Below are 25700 nucleotides of genomic sequence, written 5' to 3' on the forward strand. Positions count from 1 at the left end.
CCTCCAGGCGTTGCTGACCACTCGCCCAGGCGCACGGCATCGACCGATTCGTCAGACCGCTCCCCGGTGGTGCTCCACCTCAGCGCCAGTCACGGCCCACGCACCACTCTAGTGGCACTCTTCCGCTGATCAGGAGCGGGAAGTGGAAACACCCACTCAGGGCAGTTGGTCGTAAACGGCTTGCACGTAGGCGGCGCTGCGGTCGGAGCCGAGGAGGCCCGGTCCCATCTTGTTCATGACGTAGGAGATGGTCATGCGCCGGTCGAGATCCGCGATGATCATCGAACCGCCCCAACCACCCCAGAACGCGACCCTGCCGTCGGGAACCCAGGGCAGAGTGGCCTTCTTCGGCAATGCGAAGCCGATACCCCAGCGCACCGGCAGGCCGTTGACGAGGTCGACGCCGTCGGACTGCACGTCGAAGACGAAGTCGATCGTCTTCTCACCGAGCAGCCGGACGCCGTCGACCTCGCCGCCGCGGGCAAGCGCGGACAGGATGCGCGCGGCGGAACGGGCGTTGCCATGGCCGTTCGCCGCGCCGATGTCCGCGGCCCGCCACGCCGGGGTGTTCGCGATTTCCGGCGCCACCGCAGGGCCGGTCAAGGTCTTGTGGGCGGGAGAGTCCGTCCCGGCCGCTGCCCCCGTCGCCGCTGGGACGGAGGGCCACGGGGGCGGCGGCACTATGTCCGCGACCCGTGTCCAGTCTGCCCTGGCCGCGCCAATCTGGAAGTCCGCTCCCAGCGGGCGGGCGATCTCCTCGGCGACGAACTGCCGCAGGGACCGGCCGGTGATCCTGTGCACGAGTTCCCCGATGAGGTGCCCGTAGTTCATCACGTGATAGCCGGAGGCAGTGCCCGGCTTCCACCACGGAGCCTGCGCGGCCATCCTGGCCGCGGCCCCGCGCGCGTCGTACAGGTCCTCCACGGTCGCCGGCTGCTCGAGCCCTGAGACACCTGAGGTGTGAGAGAGCAGATGACGGACTTCTACCTCCCGCTTGCCGGCCGCGGCGAACTCGGGCCAGTACCGGGCCACCGGCGCGTACACGTCGAGTTCGCCACGGTCCACCAGCATGAGCGCGGCAAGGCTGGTGACGGTCTTCGTGATCGACCATACGTTGGTGAGGGTGTTCTCCTCCCAGGCGGTGGTGCGGGCGGCATCACGGTGGCCGCCCCACAGGTCCACCACACGCTCACCGTCGATGTCCACGACCAGCGAGGCGCCGATCTCCTCACCTGATGCGATGTTCTGCCGCAGTGACTCCCGTAGTCCGGCGAAACGGGGCTCGGAGGTGCCGTGGAGTGTGGTCATGATGCGCTGTCCTTGGTCGACGGTGTCGGGTGGTCGGCCCCTCTGTGCCCCGTGGGCGAGACGGATGCCCTGTGCGGGGTACGCCGCCGAGGCGACTCCGGTGGGTGTGGCCGACGCCGTCAGTCTCCGAGGCTGACACCGGTGTGAAGGTCAAGCGCTGCAGGTCCCGGCACTTTCCGGCGCTGTCGTGCGCCGTGCCGCACGGTGATCGTCTGTGAGGCGCGGCGCGCTCCAGGCGTGCTCTACGCGCTCTGCGCGCTCTGCACCTGTTCCTGCTGCCCGTTGGTCTCGCGCAGAGCAGTGAGGTAGTCGGCGATCGCGTCCCGGTTGCGGGTCAGGCAGTCGATGCGTGCCGTGAGCCGGGCCTGTTCGGCTTCCAGGAGCGCGACCATCTCGGCTGTCAGACCGGAGAAGCGGATGCCGCTGTGCGGGGTGGGAATGCACGGCAGGATCTGCTTGATGAGGCGGGTCGGCAGACCGGCCGTCAGGAGGTCCCGAATCTGGGCGATCCGTCCCAGAACGCTTTCGTCGTACTCCCGGTAGCCGTTCTCGGAACGGCCGGGCACGATCAGCCCCTGTTGTTCGTAGTACCGCAGCAGGCGCGGGGTGGTTCCCGAGCGCTGAGCCGCCTCTCCGATGCGCATGTGTTCGATTCTAGGCCGGATGGACGTCTTGGCCGGGCAGGCAGGTTTTCGCTGGTTCGGCCACGGCTGCTCAGGCGGGTCCAGGTGGCGCCCGGCCAGGCTGTGACCTGCGCAATTTGACCTTGCCATCAGTGTCAGGGACGGAGACTGACTGCGTTGGCGAGGTCCCCGTCCGGCGGCGAACCCCACCCGCGGTGCTGTGCCGTGAGACCACACCGGGGCCGCGCGATCAGTGACCGATCAGTGACATCACGAAAGACATGAGCACCATGAACTTGACACCAAAGGCCGCGGCACTGCTGGAACGCTGGGTGCAGGCAGCCAGTGACATCGGTCCCGCGCTCGCCGGGGAAGGCGACCTCACCTGGACGGAAGTGCGGGACAGCTACGGCAAGCAGCTCGCCGCCGCCCTTCCCGCGCCGCACGGCGTGAGCTTCGAGAGGGTCGAGCTCGATGGCGTGCCGACCATGCTGGTGGTGCCGGACGAGGTGACCGATGACCGGGCACTTTTCTACATCCACGGGGGAGGCTACGTACATGGCGCGGTCGAGGCATATGTCGGGCTGGCCGGCCACTACGCCAAGCGCCTGGGCGCACGGGTCTACGTTTCTGACTACCGACAGGCCCCGGAACACCCGTTCCCGACCCCCATCGACGACGTGTTCACCGCCTACCGGGCACTCCTTGCGGCCGGAACCGCCCCCGGGAAGATCGCGGTCTCGGGTGACTCCGCCGGGGGCGCGATGGTGATCACCATCATGCGCAAGGCACGCGACGCGGGCCTGCCGCTGCCCGTGGCCGGCGTGGCCATCTCGCCCTGGGCCGACCTGACGCACTCCGGCCCCTCGGTGCGCAGCCGCGCCGGCATCGACCCGCTGTGCACCGGTGAGTTCCTGGACGACCTCGCTCGTGCCTTCCTGGGCGACGCGCTGGCAACCGATCCAGACGCCTCCCCCGTCTTCGCCGAGGTGCGTGGTCTGGCCCCGACTCTGATCCAGATGGGCGAGAACGAAGTGATGCTCAGCGGCGCCATCACGCTCGCCGGACGGCTCGCCGAACAACGCGTCCGCACCACCCTTGAGGTCTGGCCCCGCATGTTCCATGTCTGGCACATGCTGGCCGGGCACATGGCCGAGTCCGACGAGGCCCTCGACAACGCGGTCTCCTTCATCACCCGGGAGTACGAGCGAGCACGTTGAGCCTGCAGCACCCCACCACGCGTCCCGGTCCTGAGCCTGCCCGGCACGTGGGGTGATCTTCATCCGCCACGGGGTTGCCAGCGGGCCGACCACGGCAAACCGACACGGTGACCTGCACGGACACAGGGACGTTTCGGCGGGCCTCCCAACAGTCGGCACGCCCCTTGGCACAACAGATTGGCGCACCTTTACGGCAACCCTTCGTGCTGGTCGACTGAGGCATGCGGGTCACGCCGTTCGGACGGGGACTAGCACGAATCCGGTGTTCACCACTCGCTTGGGCTGCGGTCGCGCCGTCTGCAGGTCCCAGCCTGGACCGCGTCCAGGATCGCGGTCCAGGAGGCGGCACCTGGCTCCAACAGGGCGACAAAGGAGTACGGCCACGCCTCCCTCTGGGCAGCAGCAGGCAGCAGACTCACCCTCACGGCCTTCGTCTTGGTCACGTGCACCTCGGTCGGAGTACATGATCAGACGAAGGCCGTTTCTGCATCCGGTGATTGTCGGGCTTACGATCAAGTTCGACGGCCGTTCGAGGCCCACACGGGGGCTTTCCCGGCGATCGCCTGCCCGACAGCACCAGCCGACCGGCGCCCCCTAGTCTTCTGAGTCAGGAATGCTGTTCAGACAGTTGGCGAGGCGTTCGAGGATCTCGTCCGCGGTCTTGGTCCAAACGCAGGGCTTGGGGTCGGTGTTCCATGAGGCGATCCAGGCACGGATGTCCTTCTCCAGTGCCTGGACGCTCTTGGGGACCCCGCGTCGTATCTGCTTGTTCGTCAGCTCCGCGAACCAGCGTTCCACCAGGTTGAGCCAGGACGATCCGGGTGGGGTGAAGTGCAGGTGGAAGCGGGAGTGGGCGACCAGCCAGGCCTTGCTCGCCGGGGTCTTGTGGGTGGCGTAGTTGTCCAGCACCAGGTGCACGTCCAGGTCCGCCGGGATCTCTTGGTCGAGTTTGATCAGAAATTTCTTGAACTCCTCGGCCCGGTGCCGGTGGTGCAGGGAGCCGATCACCTTGCCGGTGGCCATCTTGAGTGCGGCGAACAGCGTAGTGGTGCCCGACCGTACGTAGTCGTGGGTGGGGCGCTGCGGGATGCCAGGCATCATCGGCAGCACCTGCTGGGAGCGGTCAAAAGCCTGGATTTGTGACTTCTCGTCGACGCAGAACACCAGAGCGCGTTCGGGGGGCCAGATACAGGCCGACGACGTCGTGGACCCTGTCGATGAAGTACGGGTCTGTGGACAGCTTGAACGTCTCGGTGCGGTGCGGTTGCAGGCCGAAGGCCCGCCAGATCCGTGACACAGTCGACTGCGACAGGCCCGTCTCATTGGCCATGGCCCGTGTCGACCAGTGCGTGGCGTTCTTCGGGGTCGACTCCAGCGTCCGCTTCACCACCGCGGCGACCTGCTCGTCGGCCACTGTCCTCGGGCCGCCCGTGTGCGGCATGTCGCCCAGGCCTGGACGGGCCCGACCACAAACCCGACCGTGGGCCCGATCACGGGTTCACGGCAGGATGTACGGGGTGTTCACGAGAGCGCCTGGCCAGGCACGCCTCGACGCCTTGAAGGTCTCTTCCCGCAGACCGAGTGATCGTTCCCCGCCGAATCCCCATCGTCCGTTGCGAGTTGGGATATGCGCTGACCGCTTGATCACTGGGCTGTCTTGCGAACAGACTGCGCCAGTGATTTCCGACCTGCCTGCCTTCCGCTACCACCCTGATCCGCTCGCCAGCGGATCCATCCGTGAAAGCGCCGAGAGCTGTGCCTGCTGCAACCGCGCCACAGGGTGGATCTACACCGCGTCCTTCTGCACCGTCCAGGAGGTCGGCGGGCGCTTCTGACCCTGGTGCATCGCAGACGGCAGCGCGGCCGAGCGGTTCGCCGGCGAGTTCATCGACTCTTGCGGACTCGACGGCGTCAGCGAGGAGACTCTGCGCGAGGTCACCCGCCGCACCCCCGGCTTCCATGCCTGGCAGGACCCGCATTGGTTCGTCCACTGCCACGAGGCAGCCGCGTTCATCGGCGAGGTCGGCTACAGCGAACTGGTAGCCCACCCGGACGCTCTCGATCAACTCCGACACGACCTGCGCCTCGGTGGCTGGCATGACGCAGCCCAAGTCGAGCAGTTCCTCACCCACCTCGGCGGAGGCGCCACCGCGATGCTCTTCCGCTGCACCACGTGCTGCGCCCATCTCGCCTACGCCGACGCCTCATAACGGCGCCCTTGCGTCAGGGGTCAGTCCCACCAGAAGTCCCAGCTGTTCATGCCGACGAGGCGTTCCGCATAGGCAGCGAGGGTGTAGGGGTGGGAGCCCTGTCAGATGCTGTCCGGGCAGAAGGCAAAGTGTTCGGCAGCGACCCGGAGGGCGCCCTGCGTGTTCGTCGGGGGTGCTGCGACGCTGAGGTGGAGGGTGTCGAAGCCGACGGCTACGACGCGCACGCCGAAGCGGCGCTCCCAGTCGCGCACGACGGCGGAGAACTTGGCCGTGTCGTTGTCGTAGTTGACCGGCCCGCCCCAGCCGGTGGCCGCCAGCGCGTCCGCGCCGCCGGCAGCGGCGACGAGCCCGAGACGGGCCTGGGGGTGCTGGTCGGCGAAGACCTCTGCGTACGCCACGGCCATCTCACCGGCATCCGTCACGAGGTCATCGCTGACGAGCGGACCCGGCCAGGCCTGTCCGAACGGCGCGGTGACAGCAAGCCGTTCGTGCGGCGGCAGCAAGTCGTCGTCCTCATTGGTCTCCGCGTACGTGCTCCACCACTGCGCCAGGAGTTCGGCCGGGTTGTGCGCGTGGGGGGCGGTCATGCGTTCAGGGAACAATTCGCCGGACCCCCAGGGCCGGAATTCGGCGTCGCCTGGGTCGTGGGCGTCAAGAAGCAGTGGCCACAGTCCTGAGGTGTTGTGCTCGGCGAGCAGCCGCGCCCACAGTTCGGCAGAAGCCGGGGAGTCGCTCAGCCACAGGGGCTGCACCGCCCCGTCTCCTTCATCGGATGTGATCAACCGGCCCGCAGGGAGCGGGACAGCGAGAGAGGCCAGCAGTTCAGGGGTCACGAGCGGAGGCTAGTTCGAGGCGCTGACAATAAGGATGATGGTGCCGTGACGAGCGTGACTGATAACCATGTGAAGGTCCACTTCCGGATGGACGTGGACGAGGACGGCTGGCCGCCGGCGAGCGTGGAAAGCCTGTGGGCGATCGATCTCGGTGACGGAACAGTCCGCTTGGACAACACCCCATGGTTCGTCCGCGGAGTCGCCAGCGACGACATCATCCGCGTGGAGCTCGACGAGGGCGGCGTCCGTTGGGCCGCAGAGACCGTTCAGGCGTCGCAGAACTGCACCATCCGGCTGATCGTTCTCAAGGACGGTGGCTCTGGCGCGGCCCGGCAGAGCGTGCTGGACGTCTTTCACCGCCTCGGTGCGACCGGCGAGGGCATCGAGCAGTTCCGGATGGTCGCATTGGACGTGCCGCCGGATGCCGATCTTCAACAGCTTCGCAGGCTCTTGGAGCATGGTGCGGCCAAGGGGTGGTGGCACTGGGAAGAGGGATGCGTCACCGATGCCTGGAGGTCCACGGCCGCGTGACAGACACCCGCGCCACACGTTCGTTGCCTCCCGGGCTGGTTTTCTCAACGGCGGCTGGAGTCGGCCCATTCGCGGCTGTTCCACATGACGGGCATGGCCCCCACCGGCTCGAACCGGATGCCGGGGTCGTTGCTGTGGACTAGTGCGAAGAAGCGTCGCTGGACTACCGCCGCTCGGCGGGCCTGGTCCGCAATGATGTCCAGCACGATCTGGGCCGCTCTGGGGGATGCGGCGGCGAAGCGGTCGTAGTCGGTGAGTGACAGTACGAGTCCGATTCCCTCGGCGGTCTCCTCGTGGGACCCGAAGCAGGCGACGTCTCCGAGGCAGTCGTTGAGGGCGTCCAGGTTGTGCCCGTAGTAGTCGGGGAACTGCAGGGCTGCGGCAACGGCTTGGTGCATGTCACGTTCCGTCGCCCATGCATGCGCTTCGAGATGGACGACGCGGAATCCGCGGTTCTCAAGTCCCAGGACAGCCTCTGCGAGGAGTCGGCGTCGCCAGAAGAGGGTCACGAACGTGTTGCTCATGTACTCGATGCTGGGGAGCCGATCCCACGTGCCATGCGAGGCCGGCTTCCTGGTGATGTCGCGCCGGAAGTGGTCCAGAAGCCGGAAGAACTCATCGACTGGCGTGGAGTCGGCTGGCGTGTGCCGCTCGATCTCGGCGGCCCAGGTCAGAGAGCTTGACGTTCCGTAATGCTCGTGGAGCCAGTTGATGAAGTCTTCCTCGGGCCAGAAGGCGAAGGGCTCGTGGGCGGAGTGAACGGCGAGCGCCACACGGTAGCCGGTGAGGATGGACTGCAAGTGCTGGAGCGACCCACCCGGCAGCCACATCCCGGGGCGCAAACGGATCTGCTCCAGGAAGTCGTACACGTCAGAGCACTCCTGCCAGTGCTTGACGACGCTGTCGGGGCTGTTGTCGGTCGGCATGCGGGCAGCCTACGGGGGCGTTCACTGTGCTGTGCGACCGGGCGACTCCCGGCAACTGGGGCCATGGAGCAGAGAAGTTGCGGCCCGTCCCGGTCCCGGATCCTCGCTCGGCCATGAGGGCTGTGGCTCATGCCCGCCTCATGCGACGAGCCTGGTGGCGAAGGCCGCTATCAGGGTGTCCGCCCTCAGCAGCAGCTCAGGGCTGGAAGCTCCCGCCACGTGGACAGAAACCTCATTGCCACCCACGGCCTGCGCAAGGTGCACCTTGAGGTGATGGTTCGATCCGAGGAGTGGATAGCTGTACCAGCGATCCCGGTGCTCATCATCGGTGGCCTCAAGAGCGATTTCGACCGCCTGCCAGTCGGTGCCATCGAAGTCGTAGCCGGCGTAACTTGCCAAGAGAGCCAAGAAGGGCAGGACGTTCTCGTTCCAGACCCACCCCTCCAGCTCGTCGTCGGCGTCGGCCTGTGCCGGAAGCGCGATGAACACCCGCTCTCAGGTGCCGTCGGCGGACCATGTCCGCAGCCGGTTGTAGACGCCCCGCCAGTTGCCGTACTTCTCCGGCAGCTGCACCCACTGCGCCCCTGTCGAAACTTCCAGGCGATGGCGTCGATCCCTCCTCGGTGGTCCCGTCACTGGCCACCCCGCTTCGGTTTCCGGTCCGGAAGTAACGGCTCGATCCGCGCCCACTGCGCGTCAGCCAACGGCACACCTGGACCAACGAGCAGTCGATCCGGAAGGAGCGGCTACACGCCGCGGATGCCATCGGTTTCGCCGGCGGCTGTCCACCAGGAGATCACTAGGGTCGCCATCGCTCCCGGCTCTGACGGCGGGGGGCGAGACCGAAGTGGTCCTCCAGGTCGTGCCGCAGGAACTCGCCGATCTCTGTCTGGTCGGCGTCACCCCGGAGCCGCTGGAGGAGAGGGACGAGCATGCAATCGTATTCGTCCTGTACTTCGTCAGGGACGCCGATGGGAGCCCACTCATTGAGCAGATGCCGCAGGCTGCTCTCGATGGCGTCGGTTCCAGGTCGCATCGCTCCTGGGTGCTTTCCGGAGCCGCCCTCCTCGCCCACCCGTACCTTGATCCAAACGAAACCGCTCAGGAGTGTCGGCTCACGATTGAGTTGGCGTATGAAGCCAGGTCGTGGGCCAAAACCTGCAGGCGCCGTCTCCTGAGCTTGTCCAGAAGGGGGAGGGTGCGCCGGTATGTTGCTGACCAGGTGATGTCGGTGCGGCCGTGGGGTGCTGGGGCCAGGTCCACAGACCCCCGATGAGAAGTGAACAATCCGGCGGCATGGTCGTAGCTGAACCGCTGGTCGGGAACCATCTCGACGATGCGCTCGCGGCAGCACACCCGTCCGAGACGAGAACGGATGGTGCGGAGATCACCTACCCGTGCCGGTCTCTCGACCCCCGTCGGCAACTCCCACTCGACCTGGTAGTACGAGGTCCACGACGGCCAGGATTCTGCGTCCAGGAGCGCGGCGTAGACGAGAGCAGCAGGCGCCGATGAGCGCGAGGTAGCAGTAACAGCGAGGTACGGCACACAACAAGGCTAGACCGTGCCTCACGGTGATCGTGTTACGAGCTGTGGGGATCGAAGAGCGGTCCTTGATCACCAGAATGTAGGTTTTGGCCATGGCTGGTGACTGGCGGGTGCACCGGATCGGGGCTGCACTGAAGGGCGAGAACCCGACTGTGCTGCGACGTCTGACGTCGGGGTTCGCGGTGATCGGGTATGGCGTGGCTGATGGTGTGCTTATTGATCTTGATAGTGGCCTGCTGTTGTTCAGTTGTACTGGGTGGTAGTTCTGGTCAGTCGGTGGGGTTTACGCGGAACCGAGTGTCCGGTGTCGGGGGATACGTGCGTTGAGCTGGGTGTTTGGTGTTGTGCAGGGTGCTGTGCGGGGTGGCGGTTTTTGCTCAGTGCGGTTGGCGCGTCTATAGGTGCGGTGCGGGTGTTGGCTGGCTGTGTGTGCTGGGGCGTTGTGGGGTGTGGGTTGGTTCAGCGGGTGGTGAGGCGTTGCCAGAGCAGGTCGTGGTCGGCGGGTGCGAGGCGGGGTAGTTGGAGGCGGTCGGCGAGGTGGTGGAGGAAGGCGGTCTGCTGCGCGCGTGTCAGGGGGTGCGAGGGCAGGCGGTCGAGGGCCGCGGCGAGGGTGAGGGTTTCGGGGTAGGTGATCAGGTTCCGGCAGGCCAGGGCGGGGGAGGCGGCCTCGCGGGTGAGGTGGGGGTTGGTGGTGGTGAGCTGGTGCAGGCGGGTGTGCCAGCGGGTGTGGAGGTGCTGGTGGTGGTCGTACCAGCGGGTGGTGATTGTCGTTGCCCAGCTCAGGGAGGCCGCCGTGAGGCGACGGCGGGCGGCGAGGCGGGTTCGGGTGAGTTCGGGCAGGGAGCGGATGTTGAGGGGGGCGCGGTGTCGGGGGTCGCTGGAGGCTTGCTGGTGACGGGTGCAGATCATGGCCCGGGGTAGGTCGGGCGGCGGGTGGATCCATGCGGGGGCGGCGTGGTGGGGCGGGCGGCGCAGGGTACAGGCGGTGCAGGCCGGCAGGGGCTGGACCGCGGGGGTGAGGGGCTGCCAGCGGGCGGTGGCGGTGGGCGCGGTGGCGATGGTGGCGGGCGGGGGCCGGCGGGCCAGTGCGCGGTTGAGGTGGGTGGGCGGGATGCGGGTGAAGGCGGCCAGGCGGCGGGCGGCTTCGCAGCTGTAGTGGAGTTCGGTGGTGTGCGGGGCGGCGGGGGTGCCGGTGGTGGTGATGTGCAGGCCGTCCAGGAGATGGGCGGGGGAGAGGTGGTAGGCGGCGGCGAGGCGGGTGAGGTAGGAGGCTGCCGTTTCGCGGGGCAGTGGTCGCACGCGCAGCGCGCCGGGCGGGCTGGGCCACATCGCGGCGGGGCGTACCGCGGGCGTGGGGGCGGTCACCGGCCGGGTCGGGTGCGGCGGGCGGGGGTCCGGGGCCGGTAGTGCTCTTCGGCGAGGTGGTCCAGTGCGATGGTGTCCAGCAGGGTCTTGGTGATGCGTTCGGTGCCGTCGCAGATGGCTTCGATGGCGGCCTGGCGGATCAGGCGTGAGAGGCTGCCGATGCGTCCGGCGGTCCGTTCGTGCAGGTAGGGCGCCAGCCTGGGCAGGCTGCCGGGGCGGTGTGCGGTGAGGTCGAGGGCGGCTTCGAGGGTGGTGATCAGCTCGCGGAACGGCTCGCGGTGGCCGGCGCGGGCGGGCAGCGCTCCGCAGTCGATCAGTGAGGCGCGTCCGGCTAGCTGTGCGCCGCGTACTCCGCTGAAAACGGAGCTGGCGGTGACGTCGATGCCTGCGTAGACGAAGGTGGCGCCGATACGTTCGGTGAGGTCCTTGAGCCAGTCGGCGGCCTCCGCGCCGCTGGAGGAGCGCGGGTTGAGCCGGTGGATCTCGTCGATCAGCACGAGTTTGATGCCGGCCGTGGTGTAGGTGTGGCAGACGGCGGTGGTGATCTGCGCGGTGGTCATGCGCGCGGTGACGGGGATGCCGAGGTAGCGGGCGAATTCGGCGGCCAGGGTCTTGGCGGTGGCGCCGGGCGGTACCAGCACGTAGGCGACGGGCACGTTGGTGTCGCCCGGGTGGGCGCGGCGGGTGTGGGCGAGGTGGCAGGTGCGGCCGACCTGGAGCAGCGCGGTGGTCTTGCCGGTGGTGGCCGGGCCGGTGACGATCAGCGACGGCCGGGCGGTGGCCTGCTGGTGGCGGCCGAGGATCATCAGGGTGCGGACCTGGCGTGCCAGGGATTCGATGGCCGGGGTGCGCACGGTGACGAACTGCGAGTGGTAGGCCAGGCGTTCCTCCCGCGTACGGGGTGCCTGGCCCGGCTGCGGCGGCGTGGGGGGTGCGGTAGCGGCGAACCGGGCGAAGCCGTCGAACGTCGTCACCGTGTCCGCGGCCGCCGTCTCGTCGTCCGGGGGCGAGGGGCGGGCAGGGCTCACCACAGTTCGGCCTCCTGGCCGGCGTCGTACAGCGCCAGCGCGCCGCTTCCCGCCCGCGTGAGTGCGCCGGACTCATCGGCGCCGGCGTCGTCCCGGTCTTCGGCGGGGGACCGGGCGTCCAGCGCAACCAGGCTGTCCTCCGCCTCCGTTGCGGCCTGGGCCGCAGCACGGTGCGGTGCTGCCGGTTCGCCGCCTGCTGCCTGGGAGGCTGCCTTCCCGGCGCCGTGGCAGGCGCGGCTGGCGGCACCGGTGTGGGGGGCCGCCGGATGCCCCCGGAGGGCTACCGCCGTGCGATCGAGGCGCACCGCCAGGCCGCCCGGCCGTCTCTGGCCGACCCCGCTATCGCTGAGGCGGCGGAGCGGCAGACCGCCGCGATGCGGGCACTCAGCCGTCGGGCGTTCCCCGAACCCGACGTCGTCGCGGACGATGCGCCGGCCCCGATGGACCAGGCTCGCGCCCAGCGCCGCCGCCAGGCCGCGGCGACCGAGGCCGCCGCGCTGCGCCGGGCTCGAGAAGAGCGTGCGGCGTGGGAAGCCGGGACGCCAGCCATCGGCCCGCCGGCTGCTTTGCGAACCACGGCCTGAGCCGAAACGCGGTAGATCAGCACTCCCCTGTTCCAGGTGGTTGTCCCGGCGTAGCGTGACGGGTACACGCCTGGTACACCGTGCGTCGCGGTGCGTACCGAGAAGGGGGAGTCGTGCAGGCAGGGACCGTGCTGGACGGCCGCTACCAGCTGATCGAGGCGATCGGTGCGGGCGGGTTCGGGCAGGTCTGGAAGGCGCACGACCCCAAGGTCGACCGACTGGTGGCCGTCAAGGTCCTCACCGGCGACGGCAGCGCGGACAGCAGCCAGCAGTCGGCCCGCTTTGCCCGCGAAGCCGCGGTCGCCGGAAGCCTGTCCCATCCGCACATCGTCACCGTCCACGACTTCGGCTCCGCAATGCACGACGGACGGTTGCACGCCTACCTGGTGATGGAGCTGCTTCGCGGCAAGCCTCTCAGCGCCGTGTTGAAGGACGGCCGACTGCCTCTGCCTGATGCCGTTCGGACGGCCGTCTGCATCGCCGACGCCCTGGGCACCGCACACGGCGCAGGCCTGACCCACCGGGACATCAAGCCGTCCAACATCATCGTCCGCCCCAACGGCCAGGCGACGGTGGTCGACTTTGGCATCACCAAGAGCAGCGACGAACGGCACGACATCACCACCAGCGGCGTCCTGATCGGCACCCCGGCCTACATGGCACCCGAGTGCTTCACCGGCACGTTCGACCACCGCTCCGACCTGTACTCGCTCGGGTGCGTGCTCTACGAGATGCTCACCGGGCACCAGCCCTTCACCGGAAACTCCTGGCACCTGATCAACCAGCACCTCAACGAACAGCCGGCTCCTCTGCTCAAGGTGCGGCCTGCCATCCCGCCCGAACTGGCAACGCTCGTCAAACGGCTCCTGGCCAAGAATCCCGACGACCGCCCGTCCGACGCTTTCGAGGTCATTCTGACTCTCCGCAAAATCGACCGGCGGTACTACGACGAGGACTCGCCCAGCCATGGGCCGGACCGATACGTCCGATCTGCTGTGAGCCCTCAGATCGCAGCCCTTCGGTGCAGTCGAAGGGCTTGGTCGTGTCCGCAAAGTCAGGCCAGCCAGATTCGTAGGCAAGCGATGGTGACCAGGGCTTCGTAGTGGCGGGCGCGTTTGTCGTAGCGGGTGGCCAGGGCCTTGTTGTGCTTGAGCTTGTTGAAGCAGCGCTCGACGACGTTACGGCGTCGGTAGGCGGCCCGGTCGAGCCGACAGAGGCTTTCCCGCCGGCGGATGCGGCCGTTGATCTGGTCGATCCGCTCGGGGATGGCCGCCTTGATGCCGCGTCTGCGCAGGTAGGAGCGGATCTTCGTGGACGAGTAGCCCTTGTCGGCGACGACCCGTTCGGGCCGGGTCCTGGGCCGGCCGGGTCCGCACCGCTCGATGCGGATGCGGGCCAGGACCTGCTCGAACTGAGTGCAGTCGTTGACGTTTCCGGCGGTGATCGTGAAGGCGAGCGGCCGGCCCTGCCCGTCGCAGGCGAGATGGATCTTTGTGGTCAGCCCGCCGCGGGACCGGCCGATCGCCTCGCCCGGCCGGAGCCCCCTTTTCGGGCCCCGGCCGCGTGCTGGTGGGCTCGCACGGTCGTGGAGTCGACACACGTGACGGTCCAGTCAACCGAGCCGACGGCATCGCAGCGCTGCTGGACGTGGGCCAGGAGCCGGTCCCAGGTCCCGTCGGCCGACCAGCGGCGGATGCGCTCGTAGACCGTCTTCCACGGCCCGTACCGCTCGGGAAGATCCCGCCATGCCGCCCCCGTGGACAGCTTCCACAGGATCCCGTTGACCACCTGACGGTGATCGCGCACCGGACGGCCCATCCGCGGCGGAGCCAGGAACGGCTCGATCACTGCCCACGACTCATCGGTCAGCTCATGACGACGCACCACGAACAACCCAACGAGCCCACCACTTTGCGGACACGACCTTCGCCTCACCGCCCTGAACCCCTGCCTTGAGTGCGCCTCCCCGCCTGGTGCGCAAGGCACGCGGGACTGCGATTCGTGCCACGGAACTGGCGAGGTCCTCAGAGAGACAACACACTGGATTCGCTTTCCACCAGGCGTCCGCGCCGGACAAGGGCTGCGGCTCAGGGGACTGGGCTGGCCGCGAAGGAATGGGGGCGAGGCGGGGGACCTCTTCGTCGTTGTCCGGATCGAGGGATGACGCCCAACCGACCTGGCATCGAGCCGCGGGGCCTCGGTCGCATGGGACGGCATGAGGGCCAGCGAGCGGGCGCGTTCGGCTGAATCCCGCCTGGAGCATGGGAAGTTCGCACCCTGCCGCCCGCGCGGACGGGTGGCTACGCTGCCGGGTATGCCGAAGCATCGTCAGTGGCCCGGCCCGAAGTGGCAGTCCTACGTTGCCGCGCCGGAGCTCCCGTCGTACGACCGGCCGCCGGCCTCAGACATCACCGTCGTGCGTCGCGACGGCACTCAGGAGACTCGGCCGGCCCTGGCTGGCGAACCTCACTGGTGAAAATCTGAGGTGGGGCAGCAAGAGGGGGAGCGCGTGGCTACAGACAGACGGCGAATCCAGACAGCGGTGCTGGGCGGTCCGGACTCGGACGAGCCGCTCATGCTGCCAATGGAGGCCATCGAGTTGGATGCCTTCCGACGGCATTACGAGGGACACACCTTCTGGTGCGGCACGCTGCTCGGAGGATGCGGCGGGCAGCTGACCACGAAGCTCTACACCGACAAAGTCTGCCATTTCGCGCACTACGCGGATCCGGACGGTCTGCCGCAGGCCTGCGGCCGCCATGCCCGCGGCGTGAACAGCGCCGATCACCTGTACGTGAAATCGGCGGCCGCAGCTTGGCTCGACGACAGCGGCGAGGACGCTCACTTCGACTACGCCCGTCCCGAAGGCGCGCCACTCGGCTCCGTCGTCGACGTCCACTGGTCGCGTGGCGCCCTGCGCGTACACCTGGACCACGCAGTGCCTCCGGCATGGGACACCGGCCTCGAGCCCGTGCTCGCCCAGACTGTTCCCGTCGAGCGCGACATCCTGATCCGCCGCTGGTACGTGCACCGGATCCGGCTCGACAGCGACGGCACCGCGCGGCGGGTTCGTATCGGCACCGAGGCCTTCGCCCGGGACACCGAATGGTTCACGCTGGACGACTGCTACATGACCGAGCGCGGCCTGACGACCCCGGCTGTGGAACACATCATCCGCTCCCGTACCGCCACCCCGCCATCACGCTGGCCTGCGACGAAGCCCAAGAAGCAACCGGACGCCGACACTCGCGCACAGGTGCTGCTGCGCCAGCTGGCCAACGCACGCAAAGTCGACGCCGTCGTCGTCGTGACCCGGGTTTGCAACGACATAGCCGACCTGAGCGGCGTGAGCGCGGTAAGGCGAGCCGAACTCGACGACGCCGTACGGGAGGCGCACCTGTGGCTTCAGGGACAAGCCGACGTCCGGCGCGAGCTGTTCCAGCGTCTGGACCAGGCCGTGGCCGAAGCACACGTCACGGAGGCCCGCGAACTGCTGACCCGCGTCAACGCGACTCAAGCGCACGAGCGCACCGACGACGAGAACCGCATCGCTGGTGTCGCCGCCTCCTTCATCGCCGCTCGCACCCGGGCACGGGAAGCGGCAGAGGCACAACGCGAGAAGCGACAGACGCCGGACTGGGTCGCGCGAGTCGCTGCGGACACGGTACGCCGCGTTCTTTATGACCTTCGATATCGCAATCGGCGCCACATGTCGAAGGCGACGCTGCACAGGCACGCGCAGAACCTTGCCGAGAACGCCGCCAAGGCAGGCAAGCACCTCTCCGCGTCCCACCGCCACGAAGTCGAAGGATGGGTGCGACGCTCCGAAAACGCCCGCAAGGGTGTCGTCCCCGCGGCTCAGGCGCACCCCACCGACCAGAGCACGACACCGGTGAAACCGGACACCGCCCCGAGCGGTGCTGCGAACAAACCTGCGGCGCATACGGTCCCGGTGTGGGTGTGGAAAGACCACTATGGAGTTCTGCGAGCCGCCGACCACCAGACCCGTCCCGAAGCCACCGTCCGGCACGTCCCGCTTCCCAGAGACGCCGGCCCGCTGCAACGCCTCTACGGCAACCTCACCCGCATGATCACCGAGCGGCAGAACGCCAGCGGCCCCGTGCACGCCAACCGGAGCACACTGACGGTGCGCCTCTGGGAGACACCCGACGGGCACCTGACCGCAAGCCTCACCCGGCGTAAGGGCGCCACCATCGCGTCCTTGACTCTGCCCGCCGAACTGGAGCCGCTGCGCGAGTTGCACGCCAAGGTCGCCGCCCAGATGGAAGCCTGCGGGATTCCCCGCCAGCCGTGGACGAAGCACAACAAGCGATGAAAGCGGCCCCGCCGCCCGTTGGTGGCGGGGTGGCACGACCACCTCGAGAGCGCGGCCGCTGACGCGAGTGGCTGTGCGGCCTCAGGCGGCTGGTGGCTGGCCAGACGGGGCGGCCTGGTCGGCAGGCTGGTCCAGCTGCTGCTGGCGGCGCCGCTGCTCGTTTCGGTGTTCTTCGACCCGCTGGGTGAACAGCTTCAGGGCCTGCTGCTCCTGGTCCGCGCCGAAGTCGCTGTAGGGGCCGACACCAAGGGTGAAGGCATTGGCCTCCTCTTCGATGGCGTCAGCGGTCTGGAGCAGGAAGTAGCTGCGCTCGCGGTACTTGTAATAGCCGGTGAAAGCGGCTGCCACTGTGACAGTGAAACCGATGGACACGATCGTGATGTTCTGCCACGTGTACTGGTTACGCGTGTCCAGAGCCGCGACGACCGTCGTAGACGCGGAACCAATCATGATGAGGTTCTGCAGCGTGTTGTGGACGCGCCGGTACTTGCGGCTATCGGTCCGGTGCTGCTCGATGACGCCGGCGACGTCCTCCCGGTAGAGGCTACGCCGTTCCTTCACGGTCGGGTGGTAGAGCGCGCTCAAGAACCGCAGAGAGTCACGGTTGGTCTCCAAAGCCTCCTCGAGCTCGCCAAGGGTGACGCTCCCCTGTCCCCTCCCTGCCATGAAAGCTGCTGACCCGGACAGCAGCAGCAGCGCGCCACAGACGATATCGACGCGGACGAACTCAGAAGGGGAGCCCCAGAACAGCGCCGTCCAGAGCGCACCAGTCAGGAAGGCAGCGGCTGCGATGAGCAGCATCACGAACTGGTGGAACCTTCTGCGTCTGCGGCGGGTCACGCCCCGTTCCATGTTCCTCACGATCTGCCGGAGATTGCGCAGTGTGGTCCGTTCGTTGTCGGCGGTCTCCTGCTTGTTCGGCGCTGAGCACCTCTTCTGCATCGCTCATACGGCGGGGTGCGTCGTCATCGAGACTGCGGGGCACGGATTGTCCTTCCTCTCATGCTCCCGCTCAGCGGGCGAACGCTTCGGTCAGGCTGATGCGGTAGCCGTCCTCTTCCATCAGCACGACGGTGACGCCGAACGGGTCGGGGTGGTCCAGCTCGATCGGAGTGAAGGAGAAGTTCACTGCGGCCTGGATGGGCGGCACGAGTTCGCCGCCGGGCTGCGGCTCGGGGGCTGGCCTCCAGTCCGGGGCAACCGATGCCCAGCCCTGGGAGCTGCGGGACAGGAGCTGCTCGCTGTAGGGGAACTGGTGCAGGACGTGCCCGGTCGGGGTGGCGAGCACCATGTTGAGGCACGGTGCCAGGCCGACGATCGGCAGCTCGCAGGCGGTGGCGACGTCGTGTGTCTCCCAGACGAGGACGACTTCGTCCGCGCCGGCCGCCGCGGCGATGTTCGCGAGTCCGGCGATCCCGGCGAGCGCGTCCTGGCCGACCTTGAGCGGGCGGACCCAGATCAGCCCGACCAGCCCGCCGCGCACCAGCGGCATCATGAGCGGGCGTGGTACGACCCCCTCGCTCAGTGAGGCGGTGTACGTCTCCTTCGCGACGCCAACCAGACCGTTCCACATCCGCGTGTCCATGGAGGCCCCCGTATCTCGACTGTTCGTGATCACGGGCGACCCTGCCACGTGGAGTGATGCGGTGTCAGGGCGATGATCGGCCAGCCCTTTCGAGCAGTGGGTGCTGGGCCGATGAAAGGGAAGCGCCTCCAGGCAGTGCTATGTGGCGTGAATCACAGTAGGTGTCGGCAAAATGAGTGCCGGGTCGGCTCTCTCCCGTCGCAGGTAGGTGAACAGACTTACCCAAGCGACAAAGGAGGCCCGAGATGTCTGCGGCTTCAACGCCGGACTCGGCACCCGAGGACGCCTCTCAGCGGCCTGCTGCACTGCCGCCCGAGGCAACAGGAGGGCCGCTCGCCCCTTCAGCTGAGGGGTGCGGCTCGCCCGAAAACAAGGCGCTCGGAGAGCTGGGCGACGCCGGACCCGCGGAGCCGCTGAACAAGTCCGACCTGACCATGGACGGGCTCGAGCTGGACCAGGGCACCTTCCCATTGCTCGACGACGCCGCCCTGCACTCCGGCGGCCTGGCTGACGTCGTGGACACGGCCGCCTTCTGGTCCGGCGTCAGCGCCTCCGTCCAACCGCTGATCGGTCCCAGCACGATGCTCAGCGAGCTCACCGAGCGGAGGAACTTCGGCCTCGCCTCGGTCTTCGCCGGAATCGAGATGGCAGTTCCCCGGCTGCCCAACATCGGAGAGATGGTGGGCCAGTCGCTGCTGGACGGACTGGGGGCCCGCAATGCCGCGCTGTCGGCGCTGTCCAGCGTCCGGCCCCAGATTCTCTCGATGTCCGAGAACCTGAACTCCGTACTGCCCTCGGTCGTGAACACGCTGGGACTGCTGGACGGACTCAACCCCGCCAGGGCGGTCTTGTCCGTTGTCGAGCCGCAGGTCAGCAGTCTGGCGAGCCTGCTGGGATCGGCCGCTCGCCTGTCATCGATGGCTGACGCCTTCCAGCCGCTGGTCGGTCTTGGTGAACTCGCTCGTCAGCCGCACTTCGCCCTGGCCCCGGTGTTCGAAGGTCTCCCCGCTCTGGTGCCCCCGCTGCCCAGTCTGGCGAAGATGGCAGAAATGCTCGCACCATCTTTCGCCATCCAGGCGGGAGTGCCGCGGATGATGCGGGAGGCCCTGCGCACTCTGCCGTCGATGGCGGACCTCATCGGTGGCCATATGGCCGACCTCTTCGCCGGAGTCCGGTCTGTCGCCGACTGGGTGAAGCAGCTCAGGCCGTCCGTTCTTGCCGAGGCCCGCTACGCCTTCGACGCGTATATGAAGGGCGACACGGTGCCGATGAAGGACTTCCTGCGCCGCTGCCTGCGTCTGTGGCCGGTGCTGGAGGATCACTGTCAGGCTCTGGCTGTGGCGATGGTCGAGCGTGCGTGGGAGCAGGAGGCCGATCTCACCGACGATCAGTCGGTGCGCAAGGTCCTGGGCCGGTACGCACGCCAGGGCTGCGACTTGGAACGCGATCACCAGATCTGCGGAGTCTCCATCGGTTACATCCCGGAGGGCTGGGAGCAGCCGGACACCGTGCCCCGGGGGCCGGAGGACCTGGTGATCCCCCGCCTCGTTCCTTGGTCCCAGCAGTTCGAGACCGCTCCGGTGCGCTACGTGACAGGCAAGCTGAATGAGCAGGAACAGACCCTGGTCCGTGCCTGGTCGGAGAACCACCCCATGACGTGGCCAAAGGCATCGGACCTGGTGCAGCAGGATGAGGCTCAAGGAGAGCGGGCCCGACGCAAACTGCACCGGCTCGGCATGGAGTGGCGCAGGCGCGAGAACCTCCAGGAGCTGTCGTGAGTACGCCGTCAGACCGGGCGCAGGAGCCGCTGATGACGGTGCGAGCCGCGGTCATCGTGATTTTGGGCACGCAGATCGCCGTGGCCGCCGGCGTGCTGACCGTGCTGGCAGGGAACACATGGGCTGTCGCGGTACTGGCTGCCGGGGGCGCTTTCGCTGGCACGGTCGCCTTCGCCCGGTCCGTGATCGGCTGAACCGGCCCGGGCGAACAGTGCGCCCGGGCCGACGCCGTGCCCGCGACACTAGGCGACAGACCCCCTACGGTTCGCACCATGACAAAAGTGATCCTGATGTACGGCCCGGCGCACGGGCGGACTCTCACCACTGAAGCAGGAGAAGGAGAGGTGCTACGTGAGGCCGGTTGGAGCTACCAGCTGACCGACGACCTTGACGATCATGGAAGACGCATCGCCAAGGCGTACATGGACTGATAGATCAGCCGTGTCGGGGCAGTGCCTTCCTCGATAGCACTGCCCCGGCGGTTCTACCGGCGGTAGAATCCTTGGTATGAGCAAGCCGACGAGCATCAAGACCAGCGAGGAAGTGCGCAACCGGCTGCGCATTCTCGCCGAGGAGCGCGGCACCACTATCACCGAGCTGCTGGAGGAGCTGGCCACGCGCGAGCTCACGGAAGCCGAGCGGGAGCAGCGTGCTGTTGAGGCCGCCCGCGAGCTCGGCATTGAGTACACCGAGCAGGTTCAGCAGGTGGGCCAGGAGGCCTGGGCGAAGATCCGCGCCCACCAGGGCGGCGCCGCCGCATGAACCTGACGGCCGTCCTGGACCACACGGCTCTGGCCGCCCTGTACCGCGCGGACTCCTTCTTCACGGGCCTCTACATCGAGGCCTCTCGCGGCACCGGCCGTGTCATCATTCCCTCCCTCTCCGTGCTCGCTGCCGAGCGGCAGGTTGCGGGGGCAGGCAAGCATGCGGCATCCCTGCGGTTTGCGGAGAACGTTCCGTTCACCGCAGCGCACGCAGTGGATGCTATGGACTGGAGAAACGTGGACTGGCCGGTGGCTCACGCTGCTGCGATCGCCTGGCACGCGGCGAAGGCGGGAGAGTCACTGACGGTCCTGTCGCTGGAACCTGAGTTGTACGCGGGTACCGGCATCACTCCGCTGAACCCCACTTGACCTGCACCGTCTTGGACGAAGGGGGCTCTTTCCCACTGGAAACAGCCCCCGCCCTTGTTCAGCGCCGGGCGTGCAGGTGCGCCTGGCGGGCGACGACCAGGTCACGCCAGCGGCTGCGGGTGTCCTGTTCACTGTCGAGCCACCGGACTCCGGACGTTTCATCGACAGGCAGGTCGGCCATGAACTGGGCGATGTCGACGAAGTAAGCGTGATCGTTGTCGGACGTCTGTTCTCGTAGCCGGGCGATGGTGGCATGCAGTGCGGTGTGGTCGTCAAGGACGGCCTGGTGAAAGGCGCAGGCCAGCTCGATCGCGGATGTCAGCGAGGTGAGGCCCGCGATGTCGAGTTCGGTGCGCAGCGTGGCGATTTGGTCGTCAACGCTGTCGCTGCCGGCGTCGCGGATGAGTTCGGCCCGGCGGACGTTGATGGTGGTGGCATGCAGGTTGAGGCCGGTCAGGAGCTGGTGGGCGAGGTCGATTTCCGCGGTGGCCTGGTCGGGGGCGTAGAGCGCGATGGCGAATGCGCGCAGGGCTTGGTTGTGGGCGGCCTCGCCGGCCTTGCCGTGCTGTTCGGCTTCGGTGCGTCCGGCGAGGTAGGCCGCGGCGGCACGCTCGGGTTGGCCTTGGAGCCAGTACAGGTCGCCCAGCACGCGTTGGTGGCGGCCTTCCCAGCCGAGGTTCTGGGCGGCTGTGAGGGCGGCGGGGAAATCGCCAGCCAGGCGTGCGACGTGGGCAGGCCGCGGCGGGCGGCCGGGGAGAGGCGGCGGCCCTGGTCGGCAACCTGCTGGTAGTCGTGGCGTGCTTGGGCGGCTCGGCCGGTGTCGCGCAGGGCCTTGGCCCGGTAGTAGAGAGCCATCTCCTGTAGGTCGGCGGGCAGCTGGTTGGCGTCGAGGACGGCGGTGAGCCGGCTGACGGTGCGAGCGCGGTGTTCGTGCTGGCGGCGGGTGAGGGCGCTGAGGAGTTCCACGAGGGCGTCGGCGGGCGTGCCGGGCGCTGGGGCGCCCGGGGCGGGTGGGGTAATCGGCTCCCAGACTGAATCGCCGACGTAGGTGCGAGGTCAGAGGCTCGCTGTACAGAAGGCCCGTTGCAGGCGGGATCGGATGCCGCGACGTGCGTAGTTCCCTTCCGCAGGATCACCAGTCGTCTTCTACGTCCAGCGGGGACGGGTCTCTCTCCCAGGCCAGATCGAGGACGTACCGTTCGGTGTGCGGGGTGTGCCGCCAGTCGTCCGCCAGGCGGGCTTCCGGCCCGGATGCGGCCAGATCGCGCAGTGTCGTTTCGTGATAGCTGCCCATGGCCTGGCGGCCGGTCCACCAGGCGGTTCCCCGGTACACCCCTGGGCGGGGCAAGGTCATGTCCCCGGCGGGACCGTAGCTGAGCTGGTTGACGACCAGCGCTCCGGTTTCGGACTCGAGGGTGATGGCGACGTGGCCTTCGGCGTCGCCCGGAGCAGGGGGCGGTGCGTCCCAGATGCGGATGTCGACCTGGGCGGGGATGTCGGCCTGAAGGCTGTAGAGGTACAGGTGGTAGCCGTTGCCGGCCACCACCTGTCGGCGTGCGGCGTCCATGGCGGCTGCGTCGTCGAGGTAGGCGTCGGCGTCATACACCTCGATGAAGCGACGACCTGGAACGGCGTTGACGCTGTACTTGGACAGGAGCCCCATGAACGGGCCTTTCACTCAGCGGGTGATCTTCACGTAGAACGGGTCGCCGTCCAGCATCCGGTTGAGGGTATACATCGTGTTGAGCCGACGTCCTCCTTCCTCATTGTCGGTTCCCTCGATCAGGCGGACGGAGTACCGGTCGTCGCCCTTGTTGGACCCTTCCTTGGTTGAGGCGAAGGGGTACTCGTCGCACTGCAGGGACGTCCCGCTGTAGTCGCCCCAGGCGTTGTTGCAGGTCGCGATGGACTTGCTGCGGTTCTTCTGCTGCTCGTCCGCGTCGATGAGCCGGTGCAGCGGCTCGCTCGCGCCGGGGACGGTCTTGTTCGGCCAGGACGGGAACGTCCGCTCCGGCCGATTCTGCGCGTCGTAGATGTGCAGTGCGCTTTCGTCGACATCCGGGTCGCTCTGGCTCATGCTCAGTTCGACGCGGGCCTTGAGGCCTCACCTCCGAGGAAATCCTTGAATCCGCACTCGTCGCCAACATCCACCGCCAGACCTCGAGGAACTGGACGAAGCCCGTGCTCTGCAACGGCTACTCGCCATTCACGGCATTCAGACCGCTCTGGCAAAACGCCTCCATCGCTCCCAGGGGTGCGTGTCCCAGCGCCTCGCCTTGCTACACCTCACTCCCGAATTCCAGGCCAGGATCAGCCACGAGCCGATCGACCTGCTGCGCGCAGTAGGGAACAAGCCTGCTGAGGAACAAGAAGCCGCTCTGCAGACACTGAAGGAACAGCGCGCGAAGAAGGAAGCCGACCGCAGGCGCCGTCGCAACGACAGGGCTGTAGAGAGTGGGGGCGCTGAACGACGTGGGGGAGTGGGCAAGGCTGACAGCCATTACGACGTAATAGAGGATGCCGCGGCCAAGGGCGCGCAGGCGACCCTCCATCCGGAGGCCCACCTTGCGGGGGCACAAGGGGTGCCGGAGTCCCGGGCCGACAAGCCCGCATCCCCTCAGACGAGCAGTAACGGAACCGACGGCGTCGCACGCAAAGTTCCCTACGACGAGCCGGGGAACCTCGCCATGCTCCTGGACAGCAAGATCGAGAGCGACGACAACTTCTTCGCACTCGTGCGATTCCTGGGCAGGAAGGCGGCCATCCGTGATCCACAACGCCTGGCCAAGCTGCTGGGCGAACTCGCCCAGCACGAACCGGCACCAGCCGAGTGACTCCGGACGACGGTTGATCAACGGCCCGGCCTGTAACGTGGCAACGCCGCAACGGGCCAGCGTCACCACCCCCTCGAGCCCCACGGGCGGTACCCGCTCTCGTTAAGGACGGGCCGGTCTCGATCAATCCATCTGCCCCCTGCGGCTCGGGTTGACTGAGACAGACACTGCAGGTCGCGCCGAAGTCCGCTCGCACCCGGCCTGAGGGTCGCGCGAAGACGGTCGGCGCGAAACGACGGCCCCCGTCAGGCCTAGGATTGGCACACTTCACATGCGAGGGGGAGCATGTGTCGGATCCTCCACCCCGTCGGCCTGCGGGTGCGTGTGAGCGCATGCGGGCTGATGCTGGAGACATGTCTGGACGGCGACCGATCGTGGTGGGCCGGCCGTCGCCGAGCGGCGGGGGGCGGGTCCGCGCGGACGGCGTGACCCTCGGCCTGGCGTACGGGCCGAGGGACATCGCCGAATTCTTGCGGCGGGCAGGTCTGGAGAACATCGACGTGGAGACGTCGGACTTGATCGTGTGGCGGGGCGGCGGGCCAGATGTGTGGGCGCATGAATCGCGGCCCGGGCGGTGAACGGCTGCGGGTAGGAGCAGGTGGCGGCTGGCTTGCTGGACGGCCCTGTCCTCCGACGAAGGCGCAGGTGAGGGTCTAGTGGGGGCATGTCATCCTCACATGTGCTCAATGGGCGCCTCTCTTCTGCAGGACCCATACGTAGTGCCACTTACCGTTGGCGCGAGCAGGTTTGTGGTCGGCGAACGCCTGAATCGTGGGCCACAGGCCGGTGGCACCGGCGGCGATAGTCGCACTCGCTGCGAGGGCGCCTTGGAGGGCGTCGGGGCGGACAGCAGCAAGGATGGCGCTCGTCGTACCCAGCACAGCACCAGAGCGGTTGAGGACCCGGGACCGGGCCGCGGTTTCCATCTCAGCGGTAGTTGCGTTCAATTCGTCACGGATGGAGAGCGCGACCCGCTCCAGAGCTACCTGCGAGTCAACCGCTTCGAGCGCGTCGTCGAGTTCGAGAAGCCGGGAGCGCATGAAGTCTCGGAACTGGCGGTAGGAATCGAACTCCTCGCTGGTGACTTGCGCGAAGTCGGTGAGACTGAGGCCATCGATGAAGGGGAGATCAATCTCCAGGATCGGCCGAACCACCCGGCAGGCAATTGGCTTTATGCGCGACAGATCTACGGCGCGGCCGTGGTCCACCAGAAAGTCGATGGACCGGTCACTGAATGAAGGGATGGGATCGGCCGGCCGCCCCCGGAGCCCCGTATGCATCTGTACGCGCCCCTCATAGAAGACCGGCCCATACCAGACTAGTCCGGCGCGCAGCAGAGGCTCGGCGTCCAGCAGCCACTGCCCCAACTCGGCAAGATCCCTGGTCACCATCCCGTAGCGCCGTGTGCTGCTTCCTACACCGCTGGCGGGAGACAGCGCGTCACCTTGAGGGTCGGGGGCAGGGCCAGGATCCCACGACTCCCCGAGTTCGTGCACTGGTCCGACGCCATGGTCGGACAACAGCACCGTGTCTGTGACCAAGGGCACCCGCTTGGTCACATGTGTGAAGCTCCCCAAGTCTGAGGACAGCCCGACATAGTACGGAGTGGTCGAGGCGAACTTCGCGCTCAGAAGATAATCGTAGGTGGGACGAAGCGTACGGGCGTACTTGAGGGCGACGTCTTCGACGGATGCTCGCTCCTCCTTCAAGAGCGCGTCGTAGAACTCGTTCATCCGGACAGATACGCCCCGGTTTTCCCAGGCACGTCGTGCCGCTTCTCGGTCCCGCCACGCTCGCCAAGCACGTCGCAACATCCATCAAGGATGCTGGGTGGCTGAGCAGCCAGTCCAGCGGTTCT

Annotated in this window: 27 protein-coding genes, 4 pseudogenes and 1 riboswitch; of the genes and pseudogenes, 13 read left to right on the forward strand and 18 right to left on the reverse strand. The window is 67.7% G+C overall.

Annotated features, from left to right (window positions below):
* Positions 1–16 precede the first annotated feature (16 nt).
* A riboswitch (ZMP/ZTP riboswitch) is annotated at positions 17–103 on the reverse strand.
* 53 nt (positions 104–156) lie between these two features.
* Complete coding sequence (locus K7854_RS22845) at positions 157–1308, reverse strand: serine hydrolase domain-containing protein (RefSeq protein ID WP_226028416.1); 1152 nt, start codon at positions 1306–1308, stop codon at positions 157–159.
* Positions 1309–1550: 242 nt separating this feature from the next.
* Positions 1551–1952 (reverse strand): MerR family transcriptional regulator, encoded by a 402-nt coding sequence (locus K7854_RS22850; RefSeq protein WP_226028417.1) that lies wholly within the window; start codon positions 1950–1952, stop codon positions 1551–1553.
* Positions 1953–2212: 260 nt separating this feature from the next.
* Here K7854_RS22850 and K7854_RS22855 point away from each other — a divergent pair, with 260 nt between their 5' ends.
* The gene (locus K7854_RS22855; RefSeq protein ID WP_226028418.1) at positions 2213–3151 is read left to right on the forward strand and encodes an alpha/beta hydrolase; all 939 of its coding nucleotides are present in this window, start codon (positions 2213–2215) and stop codon (positions 3149–3151) included.
* Between the two features lie 594 nt (positions 3152–3745).
* Here K7854_RS22855 and K7854_RS22860 read toward each other — a convergent pair.
* Positions 3746–4604 (reverse strand): annotated as a pseudogene (locus K7854_RS22860) (IS630 family transposase); the annotation flags it as partial.
* A 223-nt stretch (positions 4605–4827) separates the two neighbouring features.
* Here K7854_RS22860 and K7854_RS22865 point away from each other — a divergent pair.
* Positions 4828–5361, forward strand: a pseudogene (locus K7854_RS22865) (CbrC family protein).
* A gap of 101 nt (positions 5362–5462) precedes the next feature.
* Here K7854_RS22865 and K7854_RS37695 read toward each other — a convergent pair.
* Positions 5463–6194, reverse strand: a complete 732-nt coding sequence (locus K7854_RS37695; RefSeq protein ID WP_226028419.1) for a DUF4253 domain-containing protein — start codon at positions 6192–6194, stop codon at positions 5463–5465.
* A gap of 87 nt (positions 6195–6281) precedes the next feature.
* Here K7854_RS37695 and K7854_RS22875 point away from each other — a divergent pair, with 87 nt between their 5' ends.
* On the forward strand, positions 6282–6725 hold the full coding sequence (locus K7854_RS22875; protein WP_264087612.1) for a DUF4265 domain-containing protein: 444 nt from the start codon (positions 6282–6284) through the stop codon (positions 6723–6725).
* Positions 6726–6769: 44 nt separating this feature from the next.
* On the opposite strand, the gene K7854_RS22880 is transcribed toward K7854_RS22875, so the two are convergent.
* The 5 genes from K7854_RS22880 to K7854_RS22890 form a co-directional block, all read right to left on the reverse strand.
* Positions 6770–7651, reverse strand: coding sequence for a barstar family protein (locus K7854_RS22880; protein WP_226028421.1), 882 nt, complete (start codon positions 7649–7651; stop codon positions 6770–6772).
* Between the two features lie 138 nt (positions 7652–7789).
* A complete protein-coding gene (locus K7854_RS22885) occupies positions 7790–8140 on the reverse strand; it encodes a hypothetical protein (protein ID WP_226028422.1) in 351 nt (116 codons plus the stop codon).
* Between the two features lie 6 nt (positions 8141–8146).
* Positions 8147–8341 carry a transposase gene (locus tag K7854_RS37830; protein ID WP_372481058.1) on the reverse strand — a complete coding sequence of 65 codons (195 nt, stop codon included), beginning with the start codon at positions 8339–8341 and terminating at the stop codon, positions 8147–8149.
* A 109-nt stretch (positions 8342–8450) separates the two neighbouring features.
* Positions 8451–8585, reverse strand: a complete 135-nt coding sequence (locus tag K7854_RS37525) for a hypothetical protein (protein WP_264087606.1) — start codon at positions 8583–8585, stop codon at positions 8451–8453.
* Positions 8586–8752: 167 nt separating this feature from the next.
* Positions 8753–9199: an SRPBCC family protein gene (locus tag K7854_RS22890; RefSeq protein WP_226028423.1), complete on the reverse strand. Its 447-nt coding sequence runs from the start codon at positions 9197–9199 to the stop codon at positions 8753–8755.
* Between the two features lie 92 nt (positions 9200–9291).
* Between K7854_RS22890 and K7854_RS22895 the strand changes: the two are divergent.
* Positions 9292–9390 (forward strand): annotated as a pseudogene (locus K7854_RS22895) (diadenosine tetraphosphate hydrolase); the annotation flags it as partial.
* A gap of 268 nt (positions 9391–9658) precedes the next feature.
* On the opposite strand, the gene K7854_RS37530 reads toward K7854_RS22895, so the two are convergent.
* Together K7854_RS37530 and K7854_RS22905 are read right to left on the reverse strand one after the other, a co-directional pair.
* Positions 9659–10564, reverse strand: coding sequence for a TniQ family protein (locus K7854_RS37530; RefSeq protein ID WP_308112554.1), 906 nt, complete (start codon positions 10562–10564; stop codon positions 9659–9661).
* Positions 10561–11595, reverse strand: a complete 1035-nt coding sequence (locus K7854_RS22905) for a TniB family NTP-binding protein (RefSeq protein ID WP_226028424.1) — start codon at positions 11593–11595, stop codon at positions 10561–10563. Before K7854_RS22905 ends, K7854_RS37530 begins: the two co-directional genes overlap by 4 nt.
* Positions 11596–12289: 694 nt before the next feature.
* On the opposite strand from K7854_RS22905, the gene K7854_RS22910 reads away from it, so the two are divergent.
* Positions 12290–13279, forward strand: a complete 990-nt coding sequence (locus K7854_RS22910; protein ID WP_226028425.1) for a serine/threonine-protein kinase — start codon at positions 12290–12292, stop codon at positions 13277–13279.
* Here K7854_RS22910 and K7854_RS22915 read toward each other — a convergent pair.
* Positions 13231–14060 (reverse strand): annotated as a pseudogene (locus tag K7854_RS22915) (IS5 family transposase). The gene K7854_RS22910 and the pseudogene K7854_RS22915 overlap by 49 nt on opposite strands.
* Positions 14061–14115: 55 nt before the next feature.
* Here K7854_RS22915 and K7854_RS37835 point away from each other — a divergent pair.
* Both K7854_RS37835 and K7854_RS22920 read left to right on the forward strand, forming a co-directional pair.
* Entirely contained in the window at positions 14116–14340 is a 225-nt protein-coding gene (locus K7854_RS37835; RefSeq protein WP_345606740.1) for a DnaJ C-terminal domain-containing protein, read from the forward strand.
* Positions 14341–14760: 420 nt separating this feature from the next.
* On the forward strand, positions 14761–16512 hold the full coding sequence (locus K7854_RS22920) for a hypothetical protein (protein ID WP_226028426.1): 1752 nt from the start codon (positions 14761–14763) through the stop codon (positions 16510–16512).
* Between the two features lie 81 nt (positions 16513–16593).
* Here the strand turns inward: K7854_RS22920 and K7854_RS22925 are convergent, their stop codons facing one another.
* Positions 16594–17313, reverse strand: a complete 720-nt coding sequence (locus K7854_RS22925) for a DUF4231 domain-containing protein (RefSeq protein ID WP_226028459.1) — start codon at positions 17311–17313, stop codon at positions 16594–16596.
* A gap of 211 nt (positions 17314–17524) precedes the next feature.
* Positions 17525–18097, reverse strand: a complete 573-nt coding sequence (locus tag K7854_RS22930; RefSeq protein WP_226028427.1) for a hypothetical protein — start codon at positions 18095–18097, stop codon at positions 17525–17527.
* A gap of 245 nt (positions 18098–18342) precedes the next feature.
* On the opposite strand from K7854_RS22930, the gene K7854_RS22935 reads away from it, so the two are divergent.
* From K7854_RS22935 to K7854_RS22955, 5 genes are all read left to right on the forward strand, one after another.
* Entirely contained in the window at positions 18343–19875 is a 1533-nt protein-coding gene (locus tag K7854_RS22935) for a hypothetical protein (RefSeq protein WP_226028428.1), read from the forward strand.
* Complete coding sequence (locus tag K7854_RS22940) at positions 19872–20069, forward strand: hypothetical protein (RefSeq protein WP_226028429.1); 198 nt, start codon at positions 19872–19874, stop codon at positions 20067–20069. The genes K7854_RS22935 and K7854_RS22940 overlap by 4 nt, the downstream gene beginning before the upstream one ends.
* A gap of 78 nt (positions 20070–20147) precedes the next feature.
* Positions 20148–20306, forward strand: coding sequence for a hypothetical protein (locus tag K7854_RS22945; RefSeq protein ID WP_226028430.1), 159 nt, complete (start codon positions 20148–20150; stop codon positions 20304–20306).
* 76 nt (positions 20307–20382) lie between these two features.
* Positions 20383–20637, forward strand: a complete 255-nt coding sequence (locus K7854_RS22950) for a hypothetical protein (protein ID WP_226028431.1) — start codon at positions 20383–20385, stop codon at positions 20635–20637.
* Positions 20634–21008, forward strand: coding sequence for a PIN domain-containing protein (locus tag K7854_RS22955; protein WP_226028432.1), 375 nt, complete (start codon positions 20634–20636; stop codon positions 21006–21008). The genes K7854_RS22950 and K7854_RS22955 overlap by 4 nt, the downstream gene beginning before the upstream one ends.
* Before the next feature lie 58 nt (positions 21009–21066).
* Here the strand turns inward: K7854_RS22955 and K7854_RS22960 are convergent, their stop codons facing one another.
* The 3 genes from K7854_RS22960 to K7854_RS22970 form a co-directional block, all read right to left on the reverse strand.
* The gene (locus tag K7854_RS22960) at positions 21067–21657 is read right to left on the reverse strand and encodes a hypothetical protein (protein WP_226028433.1); all 591 of its coding nucleotides are present in this window, start codon (positions 21655–21657) and stop codon (positions 21067–21069) included.
* Positions 21658–22140: 483 nt separating this feature from the next.
* Positions 22141–22671, reverse strand: a complete 531-nt coding sequence (locus K7854_RS22965; RefSeq protein ID WP_226028434.1) for a hypothetical protein — start codon at positions 22669–22671, stop codon at positions 22141–22143.
* A 15-nt stretch (positions 22672–22686) separates the two neighbouring features.
* Positions 22687–23085 carry a NucA/NucB deoxyribonuclease domain-containing protein gene (locus tag K7854_RS22970; RefSeq protein WP_226028435.1) on the reverse strand — a complete coding sequence of 133 codons (399 nt, stop codon included), beginning with the start codon at positions 23083–23085 and terminating at the stop codon, positions 22687–22689.
* A gap of 136 nt (positions 23086–23221) precedes the next feature.
* On the opposite strand from K7854_RS22970, the gene K7854_RS22975 reads away from it, so the two are divergent.
* Positions 23222–23842 (forward strand): hypothetical protein, encoded by a 621-nt coding sequence (locus tag K7854_RS22975; RefSeq protein WP_443732437.1) that lies wholly within the window; start codon positions 23222–23224, stop codon positions 23840–23842.
* Between the two features lie 683 nt (positions 23843–24525).
* Here K7854_RS22975 and K7854_RS22985 read toward each other — a convergent pair.
* Complete coding sequence (locus K7854_RS22985; protein ID WP_226028438.1) at positions 24526–25575, reverse strand: hypothetical protein; 1050 nt, start codon at positions 25573–25575, stop codon at positions 24526–24528.
* Between the last annotated feature and the right edge of the window lie 125 nt (positions 25576–25700).

The organism is Streptomyces hyderabadensis (assembly GCF_020404845.1).
Taxonomy (GTDB): domain Bacteria; phylum Actinomycetota; class Actinomycetes; order Streptomycetales; family Streptomycetaceae; genus Streptomyces; species Streptomyces hyderabadensis.